The sequence below is a fragment of the Paenibacillus sp. BIC5C1 genome, from assembly GCF_032399705.1.
Classification (GTDB): Bacteria; Bacillota; Bacilli; order Paenibacillales; family Paenibacillaceae; genus Paenibacillus; species Paenibacillus taichungensis_A.
This window is the reverse complement of sequence record NZ_CP135922.1, coordinates 5,375,284-5,391,778: the sequence shown is the minus strand read 5'-3', so window position 1 is coordinate 5,391,778 and position 16,495 is coordinate 5,375,284. Positions and strand designations below refer to the sequence as shown.

Here is a 16,495-nt window from a genome sequence, read left to right as displayed (position 1 = left end):
TTGCTTTATATCAATGGTATATCTATAGGTAATCATAGGCTTTACAATCATTATTTTACGGTAGAAAGCAATGTATCCTTTTATTGTTTTATGTATATCATATGGATATACAACTGTAGAGAGGTGAGGTATAATTGGAGCATCAATCAAACGAAAGGCGTGGGATTGCCATGACTACAGCCACACTTAGCAAATGGGGAAATAGCAGTGCAATTCGCATTCCTAACCAATTGCTTAAGCGTCTTAATCTGGAAGAAGGCTCGGAAATTGAGATTTTGGTGACAGAAGATAATGAATTGTTGTTGCGTCCAAAAACCAAGCCTGTAGAGTCCAATGAGGAACTACGTAACCATCTAAAGACTTTGCTCTCTAAAGTGAAACAGGATACAAGACATGAAGAAATAGACTTTGGCACTGAAGGGAACGAGTTACTTTGATTATTCCCAAGCGAGGCGATCTGATATGGCTTGACTTTGATCCTCAAGTGGGTCATGAGCAAGCCGGGAGACGACCGGCTATTGTTCTATCGGAACTTGAATTCAATGAAATAACGGGTTTTGCCGTTGTATGTCCCATAACGAGCCAAGCCAAGGATTATCCTTTTGAAGTTACACTACCAGAAGACCTGCCATTTTCAGGTGTTGTTTTGACGGATCAGTTGAAGAGTCTTGATGTGCGGCAACGACGTATCCAAATTGCGGGGCATGCCGAACCAACCTCTGAATTTATGAAATCAGTTCTACGCAATGTCCGTTCTATATTGGCATAATTGAAGATTATTAGCTGTTCGTATACCTAAATCCACGTCTAACTCAGAGACGTGGATTTTTTCTTTCATACCTAAATTTATTCGTCCATCACTGACACTCCGAACAAGAGCATTCGAAAGGCATCTATAAGTTGAAAAGAAAGATTTTAATCCTCTGAAAATGTTTCCATTTATAGTATGATAAGACTATCGCTAGCTTCTTCAAACATGGCCTGTATTATCTCTGCGGCTATCGGGCAAAGGCCATATCGAATGATCACGAAGACCATCCTATAGATAAAGATAAGGAGATCCAAATATGACAGTAACTTCGATTATGGAACAAATCCGCATTATCGAATACGATCCCTCCTACGCTGCCGCAGTCGCTGATATGTGGAACCGCAGCAATGAAAGTTGGGGAGGTGGAACCAACCAGAGAACAGAGGATACCGTTCGCCGGGAGATGGAGAATTCGTCCAATCTTCATGTATTTCTTGCCGTTCATGAGAAAGAGGTTGTTGGCTTCTGTAGTTTTGCCCACTACCGCTATGACGAGAATGCCCTGTATGTACCGCTGTTGAATGTGCGCCCCGATTATCACGGCTACAAAGTCGGACGCAATCTGATTCTGAACGCTGTTCGCAAGACCGTGGAAGCGGGATGGCCACGCCTGGATCTGTTCACGTGGGCAGGTAACACCAAGGCTGTACCAATGTACAAAAAATGCGGGTTCTTCTGGGAGAAAAAGGATGATAATGTGCATCTGATGAACTTCATCCCGACCATTTTGCAGACGGAAGCACTTGCTCCCTATTTTGAGGAGCTGGACTGGTACGCAGACAGCACTCGCGAACTCGTCATTGAACCGGATGGCCGTCGGGAGCGTGGTTTCGATTTCTTTGATTATTCCTGGCAAAAGGGAGATATCTCCTTGCGAGCCGAATTCGAGAAGTCTGGTCGCGGGCTGACAGCTCTTGAAACACCGGATTACGAAATTTCCACAGAGATCGACGATCATGACCTCGTATTTGGTTCCGCATACAAGGTTCGCTACCGGATCACGAACCGCTCAGCATCCGAGCTGAAGTTCGAGATCAAGGGCCAGGACAACAAAAATATCCGTTTTGCCCTGGACGATGCAAGAGCGGTTGCTCCGGGAGAAACGGTAATCGTGGAGGGCGAATTCTACCTTGATCCGGTTCAGGAGGAGCAAAGTCAGAATAAGACCCATCCCGTTGTCGCGAGCACATGGCTGATCGGTGGCAGAAAAGCCGAGTTTCGTATGGGTGTTGCCCCGAAATTTCCGGCCAAGATCGACACGGCGTTGCCCGTAAAAGAGCTCTATACAGGCATTCCTGCTGAGCTATACCTGAACGTGGAGAATAATTTTGATTCCGAAGCAGTGTTCACTTTTGACTTGCCAGAAGAAGAATTCCTGGAGTGGGCAGAACGTTCGGTGAGCTTTACGGTCCCTGCAAAAGGCAAAGCATCTGTACCCGTAGCCTTCACTTTGCGTTCGTATGGTCTCTATTCGCGAGAAGTAATGGTAACGGCTGTTCCGACGGATAGACAGGCGGTTACTTATACAACCAAGCTGTCTGTGTTAATGAAGGGGACAGAAGGACGTTATGGCGGGGAGAACGGAGACCAGTGGATAGCTGTAAACGGCGCATTCTCTCTCCATATGAACAAGCAGGATAATATTATGTGGATTGAATACCCTGGGTCACGGCACTCATTCTGGTGGACCTATCCGAAGCTGGGCAAGCCGTACGCAGAAGAGCTGTCCAAGAAACAAGCCAGAGAAGTAAACATCTATCCGGAGGGAGAGCGGCAGATTTTCGAGGCCGTTTATGACTCGGAGGATTTCCCTGGCTTACACATCAAGTCTGTCGTCAAGCTGTCTTCAAACGGAATTGCCGAATTCCATCATGAGATTGAAAATACACGAGGCACAGCATGGGAAGAGGATATATTCCTCATGAACAATTTTGGATTTTACGGAAACGGATTAATCCTTCCTTATCAGGGCCGATTCGTAGATATGAGTGATGATTATGCAGGTGATCCGAACCACTGGGATAGTGCACAGATTACGGAGAACTGGCTGTTCTGCAAGGAGGAGTATGGTGCGTGCGGCATCTATTGGGATCCTTCCCTCAAGCTGATTCGGCCGGAATACACGCTCGGATTGCAGCATGAGATCGGACGCCTGGAGGCAGGGGCTGTGGGACGAACCAAGGAAACCGTGTTTGCCCTAAACACCTTTGCCAAATGGTCGGATTTCCGTGCGTTTGCCCGGAAGCAGCATAATCCGATTATCCCGTTCCTGGATAGTCACCTTGATTTGACACTGAGTGGTGGTGATCCATTTACTCCGGAAGCGCTAAAGGTGGAGTTGACCGAACGTAAGCTGGTTTCGCTCGCTGGCAAGCTGGAACTATATGTTCAGCAGGGTGGCGAACCGGAGTACTTGGCAACGACTACGGAATTCAATTCGGAACAGCAGTTGGATATGGCAAAGGTGGAGTTCATCCCTGAGAAAACGAATCTTCATGAAGCGCACAAAGGTGGATGGAAGGTCCGTGGGGTATACCGTGGGGAGGATCGAATTCAGGAGCGAACAGCCCTCTGGTTTCCTCAGAACGGAACAGATGTTGAGCGTGTGAGCGAAGAAGGTCCAACGGGGACTTTGTATACCGTGAACAATGGTGTATTATCTATTGCTGTGGCTCCGAACTTCGGAAGCGTTGTACACTCTCTGAAATATCTGGGGGAAGAATGGCTGGATAGCTCGTATCCTGAACCAGCACCACGTTCGTGGTGGAATCCGTGGTACGGCGGACTGGGTGTGGGCATTCCGGGCATGAACGGCTTCAGCCGCCAAGCGGAACAGAGAAACGCTTCATGGACAGAGCACAAGGATCAATCCGGCAACGTCTGGAAGGGAATCAAGCTGACCACCCGAATTGAAAAACATGAAGCCAATCGGGGTATAACTATTAATCAGCACTATCTGATGCTGCCAGGCGTTCCCGTGCTCTGTACGTTGATTGAAATGACAAACGAAAGCGGCCTGCTGCTGACAAATTACTCTCTTGCAGAGGAGCGTTTTATTCAGCCTTCACCTGTGTTTACGGAAGGTTGGATAGAGCAACCAGGTAAAGATCGATTCCCTCTAGGCAAGGTGGATGTTGGCCTGCCACTCGAAAATCTTTTGCGAGTAGGATCGGTTTCGCGTAAAAATATGCTGCATGCGGTGAACCGTTACCCGAATCAGAGTGCTTGGGCATTTGCCAACAACCAGGTGACGGGTCTTAATGTGAATCATCATCTGACACTGTCGAATGGGGAAACGGCCTGGACAGAGCCGACCTATCTGATCTTGGGAGAAATCCCTCTGAATCCGGAGGATGTACGAGGCCTTCTGCAGCTAAACTTTGCAACTTCAAAAGGTGAAAAGGAGGCTTAACATGCCGATTATTGATATTCACATTCATCTGTCGGACATCGACAGCTTTCATCGAACGGCAATAGATTTATCGAAAGTGGATTATTCTGCCGCTGGCCTCAAGGCGGAGTTTGATAAGAACGACGTGATTCTTGGCATCGGAATGGGGGTTACGGAGCAGACAAAGGGAGCATTCCCGGATTCCAGCTCTCCCAACCCGATGGGACTTGATTTGGAAGAAACGGTTCCTTCATTCCTCATGGAATGCGTCGGCATTAATCCAAACCACCTAGGTGGTGAAAACGCTCAGGACGAGCTGGACCGGATTGAAGCACGATTGCAAGCTCCTGAGGTAGCCGGAATTAAACTATATGCGGGGTACTATCATCACTACGTGTATGACAAAATCTACACACCGGTCTATGAACTCGCAGCAAAGTATAACGTGCCGGTGGTCATTCATACGGGGGATACATACTCGATGAATGGATTGCTCAAATATGCACATCCGCTGACCGTGGACGAATTAGCTTTTCAACAGCGCGGTGTGAATTTTATGATCTGTCATTTGGGTGATCCTTGGGTGATGGATGCCGCTGAAGTCGTGGCGAAGAATCCGAACGTTTACGCAGATCTGTCCGGCCTCGTTGTCGGTGATCGGCCCCATTTTGAACGATTTATGAACGAGCCCTTATTCATGGATCATTTCCGCCGGGCGCTGGTGTATTCGGATCATTACGAGAAAATGCTGTTCGGAACCGACTGGCCGCTTGCGCCGATCGATCTGTATGCAGAATTCGTCCGCCGACTTGTGCCGGAGCAGCATCATGAGAAGGTATTCTATGAGAATGCTTTTGGTTTATTTCCGCGCATTAAACAGCGAATTACAGATCTGGGTTAAGCACCAGTTCATAATTTTGTGAAAAATGTAAGCCATGTAGGTCGTGGAAGCATACGATGTTCATGCTGAATCCTTATCATGTAAGCTCCTGTCACTTCTGGTGGCAGGAGCTTTTTTTTCGGCAAAACAGTGAATTCATCTTATGCTTAACCTGGAATAAGGAGGGGATTAGGAGAACAAAGGTTGAGTTACCATCTTCATATACTTTTTTAAGTCGTCTTTTGCATATGAGTGTTGTTCCCATACCCCAAGGTTCCAACTCATATAGCGGATGCCAAGGTATCGGGATGCCAGGGAGAAATACTTTTCGAATTGATCTTGTGGAATATCGTATCCGTGGGAACTTAGGGCCTCCCGATAGATGTCTACTTGTCTCATATGGCTACAGCGTAGAGGAATATCGAAGAATAAGGAGCCGTACCTTGCTTCCTCCCAATCAATAAAATAGACATCCTCATTGTTATGTACCAGTACGTTTCCGGGATTCAGATCATTATGGATCATCGTATGCATATGTTCATCTCTGATCAGAACTTCAAGATCATCTACGATGGTACTGGCTAGAGCTTCAATTTCCGATATGATTGGTAATCCAAATTCCGCAATGAATGCTGGGTTTTCTATGGCGGCGTTCCACGAAGGTCTCCAACGATTTTCCATCATGCCGATGATATGATTCCGATCCACAGTGGGTATCCAGGGCATTTCTTTTTTTAACCCCATATTCGTTCCATGTATGTAAGCCAGCGCTCGTAATTCTTTATTCTGAAGCAGATCCATATCCAGATGGCTATAATCGGTTTGGTAGTCCACATCCTGAATGCAGATCAAGCTGCGATCTTCAGTATGAGGCTCATTTGTTAGACTAAAGGGCACATTAGCGCCTTGTGAAAATAATCTGGTCAATGCAGAGCGTTCAATGAACGTGGCTTTCTTCGTAATGACAGAAATGTCCTTTTGCACTCCATTGACTAGGAATTCAATATGATGTCGAAGCAATTCCACGGCCTGAAGTCCCAATTGGATAGGGTTACTTTCCATGCTTAGGATGTGAGCATCCGATGAGACATACTGATTAATGGTTTGCTCTATTAATGCTTGTACTGTGATAGATTCCTTACTCATCTGATCGCTCCTTCATGCCTTTTAGTTAAGTAGCTTACCAAGCATCACTGCAGTTGCAATTGGCGCATTCACCTTGTTGGTGATCCCAATCGACAAGAGCGTGCCTGTGTTTCTTAGGAAAGTCCTTGTTTTGGTATTGTTTTTGATAATAACAAAATTACGGAATGTCTATGGATTTGATAGAAGCATAAAATTATTAATGAATCCCTCTTTTTGAAGAAATACCTCTTCGAATTGTTGCGTTTTCAAATCATAGTAATAGATTCCTCGTTCATGTTTGACATTTGCATCTACATATTCCCCAAGGAAATAAAAACCTCGTCCATCTTTGGATAAGCACAATTCTCTGCTGGTCTTGATAGGAAGGAACAGTATCGTTCGTTCGCCTGTTCTGATATTCACCATACTGTATTCAATGGGATACTTATTGATGTGTTTTGCCGTGGCAATCATAATCTGATCTCCACGTGCGGACAGAGTTAAGATCTGTTCCTTATCCAGTTCAATGACCTTACGGGTCTGCATGGAAATAGGGTCTATTTCAATGATGCTATGGTTTGGAGGAACCATCGGTGTTTGCGTTTTATTGGACTCCTCCATATGATTATATTGCTCCTCTTCAGAATATTGGATGGCATAGGATTTTCTTGTTTCTGGATCATAAGAAATATCCCATGTTGTTGTATCCGAATCATTTTCATTCAATATGGTCATGTCTTGAGTTTCTTTATTATAGAACATAACTTTGACAGGCCGTTCTCCCTTCTTAACAGCAGCCATAACCAAAGTATGATCAACGGTATCTGGAATAATTGAATTAATTGCAAATAAGCCTGAGCTTAATTGTTGAGTCGTTTGTGCCTGAATATCATAGGAATACAACTCGTCACCCTTATCTTTTCCTGCTCCTGAATAATAGATGGTGTCATTTGCTAAGGAAGCTACAGTTAAGGGATATTGTGAGGTATAAGGTAAATCAGATAGTTTAGTTAGAGCCTTCGTTTGGAGGTCGTATGTGTATACTCTCATGATCATACCATCATCGGTATCTGTTCCATTAACATATTCCGTGTTTGTAATTGAGAGATATTCATGTGCTTCTTCTTCTGGACCACACCCTGCAATGAAGAGAAGTAAAGTTATTACGACTGCAATAAATTGGTTGGGTAAGATCGTTCTTTTCATTATCTTTGCACCCTTTTCACTAAAAGAAACGATAGATGAATTCAAAGTGAATTATACCTTTATTTTACAAATTAAGTCAATTAATAAAATATAATACTAGTTACATATAGTTCTATTTATATATAGATGAATATGAGCTATTAAAAAACATTTTCAGTGCAAACGTTTTTCCTGCTGAACAATTAATCGATATCTACCGATATAAAGTTAACCCATACAATATTGCACACAATCAAGGATGAAATGGAAGGTGGATTCATTTGGTATTCGCAAAGGCGAGAGAACGCATGATTAACATGTCGTTCAGAGTCAAATTGCCGCTAATGATTAGTTTACTGGTAACCCTCGTATTGGCGGTAACTGCGGTATTATCTTACTCTGTAGCAGCAGTCATTACCCTCGACAAAAGCAAGGATGAGATTAAAGCAACCTCTGATCGGATTGGTGCGGGCTTGTTCACTTCACTAACGTTGGAAGAACAGTCCACATTTCTAATTACAACACATCGCACATTCCAGGACCTGCTGGAGATTCGAAATAGCGAAGGACAGAATGATGATGTTTTTTTCTCGGAAAATAGTGAACTCGTGGATAAAGCCAACGGGATATTGGCAGATAGCCTCGCAGGGATGGAAGGCAACAGCAATATCATATTGCTGGACCGGAATGGCATCGTCGTTGCAGCGAACGATCCTGAAGCCCTAGGGGGAGAACGTGCAGATCGTGCGTATTTTCAACAGGCGGTTCAAGGCCAGAATGTAATTAGTGAAGGGGTTATCTCCAAGTCACTGGGTACGCTGGGTACCGCTTTTGCAATGCCGATCTACGATGAAAACAAACAAGTGGAGGGCGTACTCGTATCTACCGCATCAACCTCGTTCTTTGTTGACCAGCTTCAGAATATCAACATTAATGAAGAGGGAAAAGTCATTATTCTGGACCGCGTGGGTACAGTGATGTTCAATTCGGCGGATGAGAAGATGGCGGGTCAGAAGCTGGAGTCTGGTGAATATCAGTCACTGATTGATCTGCCTTCTAACGAGCAGCTGCAACAAGGCGATGTTAGCACAGAGGACAAAGTCGTCTTTTATTCCAAAATTCCAAGATCAGATTGGACTATCATTGTTGAAGATAAACTAAGTGATGTGCAGAAGCCATTAGGGACAATGGCGAAAAAGATGTATATCGTCTTGTTCAGCGCGATTGCGGTGTCTGTCATTGCTGGAATACTGATCTCCCTGCTGGTTACCAAACCCATTACAAGACTAACAGCATTGTTTAGACAACTTGCAGACGGGGATCTGACAGTGCAGGCTAAGGGCAAATATAGTGGAGAATTCAAACAACTGGTGGACAGCTTTAACACGATGGCGGCGGGCAACCAACAGCTGATTTCCAGTATGAATCATTCCATAAGCGTACTGAAAGCAAGTACAACCGAACTGGATCTTTCCACCCAGCAGACCTCGACCTCCATTGCCGAAACCACGACAACGGCGTTTGAAATTTCACGAGCCATGGAATCTCAGGCCAATGATACGGAAGCGATCGTGGATAAATTCATGAACGTGGGCAATAAAATTGAGAACGTCAATGAGATGTCACAGTCGGTGAAGCTCAAGGCAGATGAGATCACGGATGCATTCAAGAGCAACCATGAGGTCATTGACGCGTTGATTGCGGTGAACGAACAGAACGAGGCCGAAGTAGCCAACATTTCCAAAATCACAGTACAGCTGGCCGAAAGTTCCTCTGGCATTCACCAAATCACAGGTACGATAACGGAGATTGCAAATCAGACGAAACTGCTTGCACTTAATGCCTCTATTGAAGCCGCTAGGGCAGGCGAGCATGGGCGTGGCTTCGCCGTAGTTGCATCGGAGATCCGCAAACTGGCGGAGCAGACCACAGCCCAATCGGAGGATATCAGCCGGATTGTGATGCAGACGATTGATCATGTCGAGCAGAATAACCGGAGTGTACAAGCCATTGAGGCGATTGCAGAACAGCATAAGAGCAGTGTAGGCCAGACCAAGGAAACGTTCAATTTTGTTACCCAAAATATGAATGAAATGATGGACCAGGTCCAGGCCATTGCCTCTGAGATTGAATCCATTGAACGCGATAAGGATGACGTTATTGGATCTGCTCAGAACTTGTCTGCTTCGGGTGAAGAAGTGTCCGCATCCGTAGAGGAAGTTACCGCGACGATGGAGGAACAGTCAGGCATGACCGAGCATCTGTCAGAGATGGTACAGACCATCGATGGATTGACCAAACAGCTTGCAGAAGCATCATCCCGATTCAAAACAAAGTAAATAAGCGCATGATGTCGTTAGACAAGATCCGGTATGCTGCGATTGGTCCTAGAGATAACTTTCCAGTCGCACAACTGGTGCAGGCCATACAAAAACAATCAAAGAACAAACCTCCCGCCCGTTAAGTTTCAAGGGTTGAGAGGTTTTTTCGTAGGTCCATATTTTCTAACTTTTATCGTACGAACCAACTGAGCGGCTGCGGCGAAGTGTCTGCGGTATCCCGAAGATCATGGGCTTTGACATGATTGCCGTATATCATGGAATCACTGCTCAATCGGTAGGAAGGGAAACTGTTCTCTGATTGCAGGCGAAGGCAAGGCTCGAAATAAATCTGTTGCTGTTTGTTGATAAGGAAAGGAAGCGAATCGGATTCAATCCGAATGTCATCACTGTCCGGCTCGTTAACGATCAGAAGCACAGCAGTACCATCACATCCGCATCCATCGGTGTCATAAAACAGCTTGAAATAGCCCGGCCGATCTCCCAGCATCGCGTTAAGTCTTGATTCTGCCAGCGGACTGACCTGAATGATCATAACGTCGTTCACACTCCTCTAATCACCTTATGAATTCGCTTACAATCTAATATATGGATCAATGGTGTGAAATAGAAGGGAAAGCAGGCTGAATCCGATGAAAATTACAACTTTGCTGGATCATCCAATCGAATGGTCCGATTACTTGAATATCATCGGTGGAGATGCTGTGATGGAGCCTCGGAATGAAACCCATTTCATCCCGATTCCTTATCTGGTATGATAAGCAGGAATATTAGAGAAAAAGGATGGTTCCACATATGACACCGATTACCATATATGACATCGCCAAAGAAGCGAACGTATCCGTATCCACGGTCTCCCGTGTGCTGAATGATACGGCACCTGTGCGTGCAAGCACAAGGGAGAAGATCATGTCCATCATTGAAAAACATCAGTTCCAACCCAACGCGCAGGCGCGCAGTCTGATTAAGAAAGAGACGGGAACCATTGCAATCATCCTGCCAGACATTACGAATCCGTTCTTCCCGGAAGTGTTTTGGGGGGCTGAGAACGAGGCACGTGGATTAGGATATACATTCTTCCTGTGCAATACGGCCGGGGATTACAACCGGGAGTCCGAGTATCTTTCCATTTTGCGTGAGAAGCGGGTAGATGGCATTATTTTTCTCGGTGGGCGAATTAACATGCAGGTCTGTCCGGATGAGATGGCTCAGGAATTGATTGATATGGGCAAACGCATGCCGATCGTACTGGTCAATGGCAATATTGCCAAAGGCGGATTCCATCGGGTGTACACGGATGAAGGGGCCGGGGCTGTTTTGGCTGCTGAACATTTACTCGAACTGGGACATCGGGATATTGCTTTTGTAGGCGGTTTGAAGGAGTTGTCCACCACGATGGTTAAGGTCAAAGCCATTCAGAAAAAACTGCGTGAGCATGGACTCGAAATTCCGAAAGAGCGTCAACTGCTTGGAAGCTTCTCCATTGAAGATGGCAAACGGGAGATGTCTAAGCTGCTGGACCGTGGAAACCCTCCAACTGCGGTGATCTGTGTGAACGACTACACGGCGATTGGTGCGATTAAGGCTACCATTGAGCATGGCTTATCGATACCAAAGGATATTTCCATTGTTGGTTTTGATGATACACCGCTCGCCAGTGCCGTTATACCAGAACTGACGACTGTGTCCCAGAATACGTATCAGTTGGGCAAGCTGGCGGTGGACAAGCTGCATGAACTGATTAATCAGGGTAATCCGAAGAAACAGACCATTTTGCAACCAGAGCTTGTTGTCCGCCAAAGTACTGGCCCCGCACCACGATAAATGGAGAATGTTTAAAAAAGAAAGCGTTGACATTCCTTCGGAGGGTGAAATATAATGAGGTCGTGAATGAAACCCCTTTCATAAACTGGAACGGGTTTTAATTTTAAACGTTATGAAACCCATTTCATGAAACGGGTTTCAGTTGTCTCTGATCTTCCATTCATATTTCAAGGGGGCGCACGGTATGAGAAAAAGTTTAAAGGTCATTTCGTTATTGATGCTGGTCATGGTAATGGGGCTAACAGCCTGCAGCAAGGGTGACAGCGGTGCAGCTGGCGGTAAGGTCGATCTGAGCATGACGATCTGGGGCTCAGAGGACGAGAAGAAGATTTACCAGGAGAGACTCGACATTGTGAAGCAGACCTATCCCGAGATTAATGTGAAACTGAACGTCGTTGCCGGGGACTATGACCAAAAGGTTCAGACAATGATCGCCGGAGGTACCGCACCGGACATCATGATGATTGCCGAGAACTATCAGGCGTACGCCTCCAAAAACCAAATTGTTCCGCTGGATGACATGATTCAGGCCAACAATGTGAACATGTCAGAGCGTTATTCTGACGACATCGCCAACCTGATGAAATTCGATGGTAAACAGTTCGGAATGCCTGACCGCGCAGGAGCAATGGTGCTTTTTTACAACAAAGACCTGTTCGACAAGGCCGGGGTGGAATATCCAACCAAGGAATGGACCCAGGAAGACCTGCTCGCTGCTGCTCAGAAGCTGACAGTGAAGGAGAATGGCAAAACGGTTCAATGGGGGTACTACCCAGGCAGCTGGTGGCCACAATGGATGCAGTTGATCTACCAAAACGGTGGTTCCCTGTTCGATGAGAGCGGCAAACCAACCTTTAATACCGAACCTGTACGTAAAGCACTGCAATTCATGAATGATCTGACTTTCACGCATGGTGTGGGACCAACGCCAACGGAGATTGCCGACATGGGAAATATCGGTGCTGACCCATTGTTCGCCCAGGGCAAGATTGCGATGGAGACGACGGGATTCTGGAATATCGGTTCACTTGCCAAGGTGGAAGGCATCAATTGGGACATTTCTCCGATATGGGGTGAAACGAACGCGTTCTTCAATGGCTTCACAATTACGAATGCGTCCAAACATAAGGAAGAGGCATTCAAAATCATAGAAGCGCTGACCACACCAGAAGCACAATTACCGATGATCAAAGCGGGCCAGGATGCTCCGGCAACGAAAGCAGGCCTGTCCAGCGATGAGTTCCTGAATGCAGAATATGGCGGCAAGAAAATCAACATGGCTGCTTTCAGTGAGTCCACCATTTATGCCGAGCCGTTCAATCCGCAATGGAATGAAATGATGAAGCTCATTAACGACAAGCTGGGTGTCTACTTCAACAATAAAGCCTCACTGGATGATACCGTGACTGAAATTCAGAGTGGACTGGAAAGAATCTACAAATAGAGGTTGTTCACATGCATAAATAGCATCGACAGAGGACAGGCGGAATTCGGCATGAATGAATCCGAGTTTCGTCTGCTCGCTTCGTTATGGGAGGGCTTAACGTGAGAAAAAAGGACGGGAAATGGTTTTATATCTTCATCTCGCCTTGGCTGATTGGATTTCTTGGACTTACCCTGGGTCCGATCCTGTTTTCCATCTACATGAGCTTCACCAATTGGGATCTGTTCCAGTCTCCTGAATTCATCGGTATAGACAATTACAAAAACCTGTTGACCGATGACCCGATCTTCTGGAAATCCGTAGGCAATACCTTCTTCTACGCACTAATATCGATTCCGCTGGGCATGTCCATCTCGCTCTGGATTGCGTATTACCTCAACAAAAAAATCAAAGGTATTACTTTCTTCCGCATCCTGTTCTATCTGCCATCTGTCGTTCCGGTGGTTGCAAGCTCACTGCTCTTCATCCATCTGCTTGCACCAACGGAAGGTTTGATTAACCAGGCGCTTGCCATTTTCGGCATTCAAGGTCCTGCTTGGCTGCTTGATCCGAACTGGGTTAAACCAGCCTTGATCCTCATGTCGCTATGGGGCGTCGGGGGCGGCGTGGTACTGCTGCTGGCGGGTATGAAAGGTATTCCTCAGGAGCTGTACGAGGCCGCCGCCATCGATGGGGCGAAGAGCTCACAATCGTTCTTTCACATTACATTTCCGATGCTGACTCCCGTCATCTTCTTCAATCTCGTCACCGGGATGATCGGGGCGCTCCAGACGTTCGCACAGGTATTCATCGTTACAGCAGGTGGACCGGACAATGCCAGTCAGATGGTTGTTCCTTACCTGTTCCAGAATGCGTTCCAGTTCTACAAAATGGGATATGCATCAGCCATTGCCTGGGTGCTGTTCATCATCATCATGGCGTTGACCCTGGTTGTGTTCCGTTCGTCGGCGCTATGGGTGCATTACGAGGAGGGAAAAGCAAATGAGTAATCCATCCACTGTAGAGAAAACGATATCCTACATTTTTCTGATTCTGGTCGGGGTGCTGCTGGCTTCCCCTTTCCTGTACATGATCTCCATCGCACTGGCGAGTGACGCTACAACCGTGAAATCAGCCTTTACCTTCATACCGCTCGAATTCCAATGGTCCAATTTCTACACGATCTTCACGAATAATAATCTGGGTACGTATTTGAAAAACTCAGTCATTATTACCGTCATTACCATTATCGGGTCGGTGTTGTCAGCTTCGGTCGTATCTTACGGTTTCGCTCGGATCAAGGCGAGAGGCAGTCGGTTCCTGTTCATTGTACTGCTTAGTACGATGATGATTCCGGGCGAGGTGACGATGGTGCCGCAGTTCATCATCTTCCGCCATCTGGATTGGATCAATACATTCTATCCACTGATCGTGCCGAGTTTTTTCGCCGGAGCATTCAACGTATTTCTCATTCGGCAGTTCGTCATGAGTATTCCAAGGTCGCTTGATGAAGCGGCGATGATCGACGGTATGGGACATCCGGGAATCTACTGGAAGATCATTATGCCACTCACCTATCCGATACTTGCCGCCATCGCCATTTTCTCGTTTTCCTACAACTGGGGGAACTTCATGGGGCCGCTCATTTACATCAATGATCCGGAGAAAATGCCACTGGCACTCGGTGTTCAGCTTCTGACCACGGTCGGTGGCGGACAGATGCCGCCATGGAACCTCGTTATGATTGCTTCCCTGTTCCTGACCATTCCGATGGTATTGGTATATCTGTTCGGACAGCGTTTTGTCTATGAAGCGAATATCAGTGGCGGCAGCAGCGGGATCAAGTAACGGGAGGTGAACGCAGTGTTGAAGCCAGTTGTGAAAACCAAGAACCGTCTACATCGCACATCAATAAAGGGCTGCATGAACTATGGATAACAACAAGGGCCCTTTCAACAATGACAACAATACTCATCACAAGCAGCGCAGGTGGCGCAGCCGGAGTTACATCCTGATGGGTGTAGCCCTGATCGCGCTCCTTGCGGGAGGAGGGATTATCATCAATCATTTTGCCAATGAATCATCCAAAACGGTTGCATTCCAAGGTGAGCCGATACATCTGAAGCTGGAGCAATCCTATGATCATTTTGAAGGCTGGGGTACGTCGCTTGCGTGGTGGGCCAACGATCTTGGAGGATGGAAAGATCAAGCCAAGGTCAGTGAAGTAATGGATCTGGTGTTTGATGCAGAGAAAGGGCTAGGTCTGAACATTGTTCGCTACAATATTGGCGGCGAGGAGAATCCCGACATGAAGGCGCTTCGGCCAGGAGGAGATGTTCCCGGGTTCCAGCCTGAACCTGGCGTGTGGGACTGGGAGGCAGATGCAGGACAACGTGCCGTATTACAAGGATCTCTGGAACGTGGGGTCAATATTGCCGAAGCGTTCTCCAATTCACCCCCTTACTGGATGACGATCAGCGGCTCGGTTACGGGTGCTGTAGATGGCAGCAACAATCTGCGAGAGGATCAGTACGATGCATTTGCCGATTATCTAACCGAGGTCGTGAAGCATTATCGCGATGAGTGGGGCATTACATTCCGTACACTTGACCCACTTAATGAACCTTCCTCGGATTGGTGGAAGAAAGGCAACATGCAGGAAGGCAGTCATTTTACCAATGAGAAACAGGCCGAGATTATCAAGAAGGTTGCGGCATCACTCAAAAGTAAAGGGCTGGACGGTACGGTCATCAGTGCTGCGGACGATAATAGCATTGACGAGACGGTGCACAATTTCAGCCTGTATGATCAGGATACGCTGGATGTGATCGACCAGATTAACACGCACTCCTATAATGGAAGCAAAATGGAAGAGCTGCGGATGTTGGCCGAGCGGTATGGCAAGAAACTGTGGATGTCCGAGTATGGGACAGGTGGCAGCGAACCGCATAGTCATGAGGACATGACTTCTGTGCAGGAGCTTGCGGAGCGCATCATGTTCGATCTGAAAATCATGCAGCCTTCTGCCTGGGTGTATTGGCAGGCCGTTGAAGATGAAGGTGCCAACAATAACTGGGGCTTCATACATGCCAATTTTAATGGAGAAGAGCAGTACGAGATGACAAAACAGTATTATGGCATGGCCCAGTTTACGAAATTCATCCGTCCAGGTGCAACGATTATTCCAACAGATGATGGGCGAACACTGGCTGCTTACGATGCAGAACAGAAGAGACTGGTGCTGGTGATTCGCAATGAGTTATCTGCCGGAACCACAGCATTTGAACTTGGGGAGTTTGAATACAGCAGTACTTCTACAGCACAGGTGTACCAGACGTCACCGGATCGCAATATGGAGCAGCTTGAAGATGTTCCGGTATATGCCAATGGATTGGAAGTATCGACTGTGGACAATTCTATCACCACGGTGGTATTGGAGGGCGTAACGTTGCAGGCGAACTGAGGGTCAAGCAATATATCATTTCAGATAAACCCTCACAGGATCACAGCGACCTTA

General features: G+C 46.6%; 14 protein-coding genes. 11 read left to right on the top strand and 3 right to left on the bottom strand.

The annotated features are described in order from the left end of the window. Nucleotides 1–134: 134 nt before the first annotated feature. The 4 genes from RS891_RS24170 to RS891_RS24155 all read left to right on the top strand — a co-directional run bounded on the left by RS891_RS24170 (nt 135) and on the right by RS891_RS24155 (nt 5,103). Complete coding sequence (locus RS891_RS24170) at nt 135–437, top strand: AbrB/MazE/SpoVT family DNA-binding domain-containing protein (protein WP_017687001.1); 303 nt, start codon at nt 135–137, stop codon at nt 435–437. Beyond that, nucleotides 434–769, top strand: a complete 336-nt coding sequence (locus tag RS891_RS24165; protein WP_113053576.1) for a type II toxin-antitoxin system PemK/MazF family toxin — start codon at nt 434–436, stop codon at nt 767–769. The genes RS891_RS24170 and RS891_RS24165 overlap by 4 nt, the downstream gene beginning before the upstream one ends. Nucleotides 770–1,067: 298 nt before the next feature. Then, on the top strand, nt 1,068–4,223 hold the full coding sequence (locus tag RS891_RS24160; protein ID WP_315793414.1) for a GNAT family N-acetyltransferase: 3,156 nt from the start codon (nt 1,068–1,070) through the stop codon (nt 4,221–4,223). 1 nt (nt 4,224) lies between these two features. Then, nucleotides 4,225–5,103 carry an amidohydrolase family protein gene (locus RS891_RS24155; RefSeq protein ID WP_315793413.1) on the top strand — a complete coding sequence of 293 codons (879 nt, stop codon included), beginning with the start codon at nt 4,225–4,227 and terminating at the stop codon, nt 5,101–5,103. A 168-nt stretch (nt 5,104–5,271) separates the two neighbouring features. Here RS891_RS24155 and RS891_RS24150 read toward each other — a convergent pair whose 3' ends face one another. Beyond that, nucleotides 5,272–6,228 carry a phosphotransferase family protein gene (locus RS891_RS24150; RefSeq protein WP_315793412.1) on the bottom strand — a complete coding sequence of 319 codons (957 nt, stop codon included), beginning with the start codon at nt 6,226–6,228 and terminating at the stop codon, nt 5,272–5,274. 168 nt (nt 6,229–6,396) lie between these two features. Next, complete coding sequence (locus RS891_RS24145) at nt 6,397–7,413, bottom strand: hypothetical protein (RefSeq protein ID WP_315793411.1); 1,017 nt, start codon at nt 7,411–7,413, stop codon at nt 6,397–6,399. A gap of 260 nt (nt 7,414–7,673) precedes the next feature. On the opposite strand from RS891_RS24145, the gene RS891_RS24140 reads away from it, so the two are divergent. Further along, nucleotides 7,674–9,731, top strand: a complete 2,058-nt coding sequence (locus RS891_RS24140; protein ID WP_315793410.1) for a methyl-accepting chemotaxis protein — start codon at nt 7,674–7,676, stop codon at nt 9,729–9,731. A 172-nt stretch (nt 9,732–9,903) separates the two neighbouring features. Here the strand turns inward: RS891_RS24140 and RS891_RS24135 are convergent, their stop codons facing one another. After that, a complete protein-coding gene (locus RS891_RS24135) occupies nt 9,904–10,278 on the bottom strand; it encodes an iron-sulfur cluster biosynthesis family protein (RefSeq protein WP_256336612.1) in 375 nt (124 codons plus the stop codon). A gap of 85 nt (nt 10,279–10,363) precedes the next feature. On the opposite strand from RS891_RS24135, the gene RS891_RS24130 reads away from it, so the two are divergent. The 6 genes from RS891_RS24130 to RS891_RS24105 all read left to right on the top strand — a co-directional run bounded on the left by RS891_RS24130 (nt 10,364) and on the right by RS891_RS24105 (nt 16,441). Continuing rightward, a complete protein-coding gene (locus tag RS891_RS24130; protein ID WP_258530653.1) occupies nt 10,364–10,489 on the top strand; it encodes a hypothetical protein in 126 nt (41 codons plus the stop codon). A 37-nt stretch (nt 10,490–10,526) separates the two neighbouring features. Then, entirely contained in the window at nt 10,527–11,555 is a 1,029-nt protein-coding gene (locus tag RS891_RS24125; protein ID WP_315793409.1) for a LacI family DNA-binding transcriptional regulator, read from the top strand. Between the two features lie 184 nt (nt 11,556–11,739). After that, nucleotides 11,740–12,999: an ABC transporter substrate-binding protein gene (locus RS891_RS24120; protein ID WP_113053582.1), complete on the top strand. Its 1,260-nt coding sequence runs from the start codon at nt 11,740–11,742 to the stop codon at nt 12,997–12,999. Between the two features lie 101 nt (nt 13,000–13,100). Further along, entirely contained in the window at nt 13,101–13,988 is an 888-nt protein-coding gene (locus RS891_RS24115; protein WP_063565348.1) for a carbohydrate ABC transporter permease, read from the top strand. Beyond that, a complete protein-coding gene (locus tag RS891_RS24110; RefSeq protein ID WP_315793408.1) occupies nt 13,981–14,826 on the top strand; it encodes a carbohydrate ABC transporter permease in 846 nt (281 codons plus the stop codon). Before RS891_RS24115 ends, RS891_RS24110 begins: the two co-directional genes overlap by 8 nt. A gap of 82 nt (nt 14,827–14,908) precedes the next feature. Then, nucleotides 14,909–16,441, top strand: a complete 1,533-nt coding sequence (locus RS891_RS24105) for a glycoside hydrolase family 30 protein (RefSeq protein WP_315793407.1) — start codon at nt 14,909–14,911, stop codon at nt 16,439–16,441. Nucleotides 16,442–16,495 lie beyond the last annotated feature (54 nt).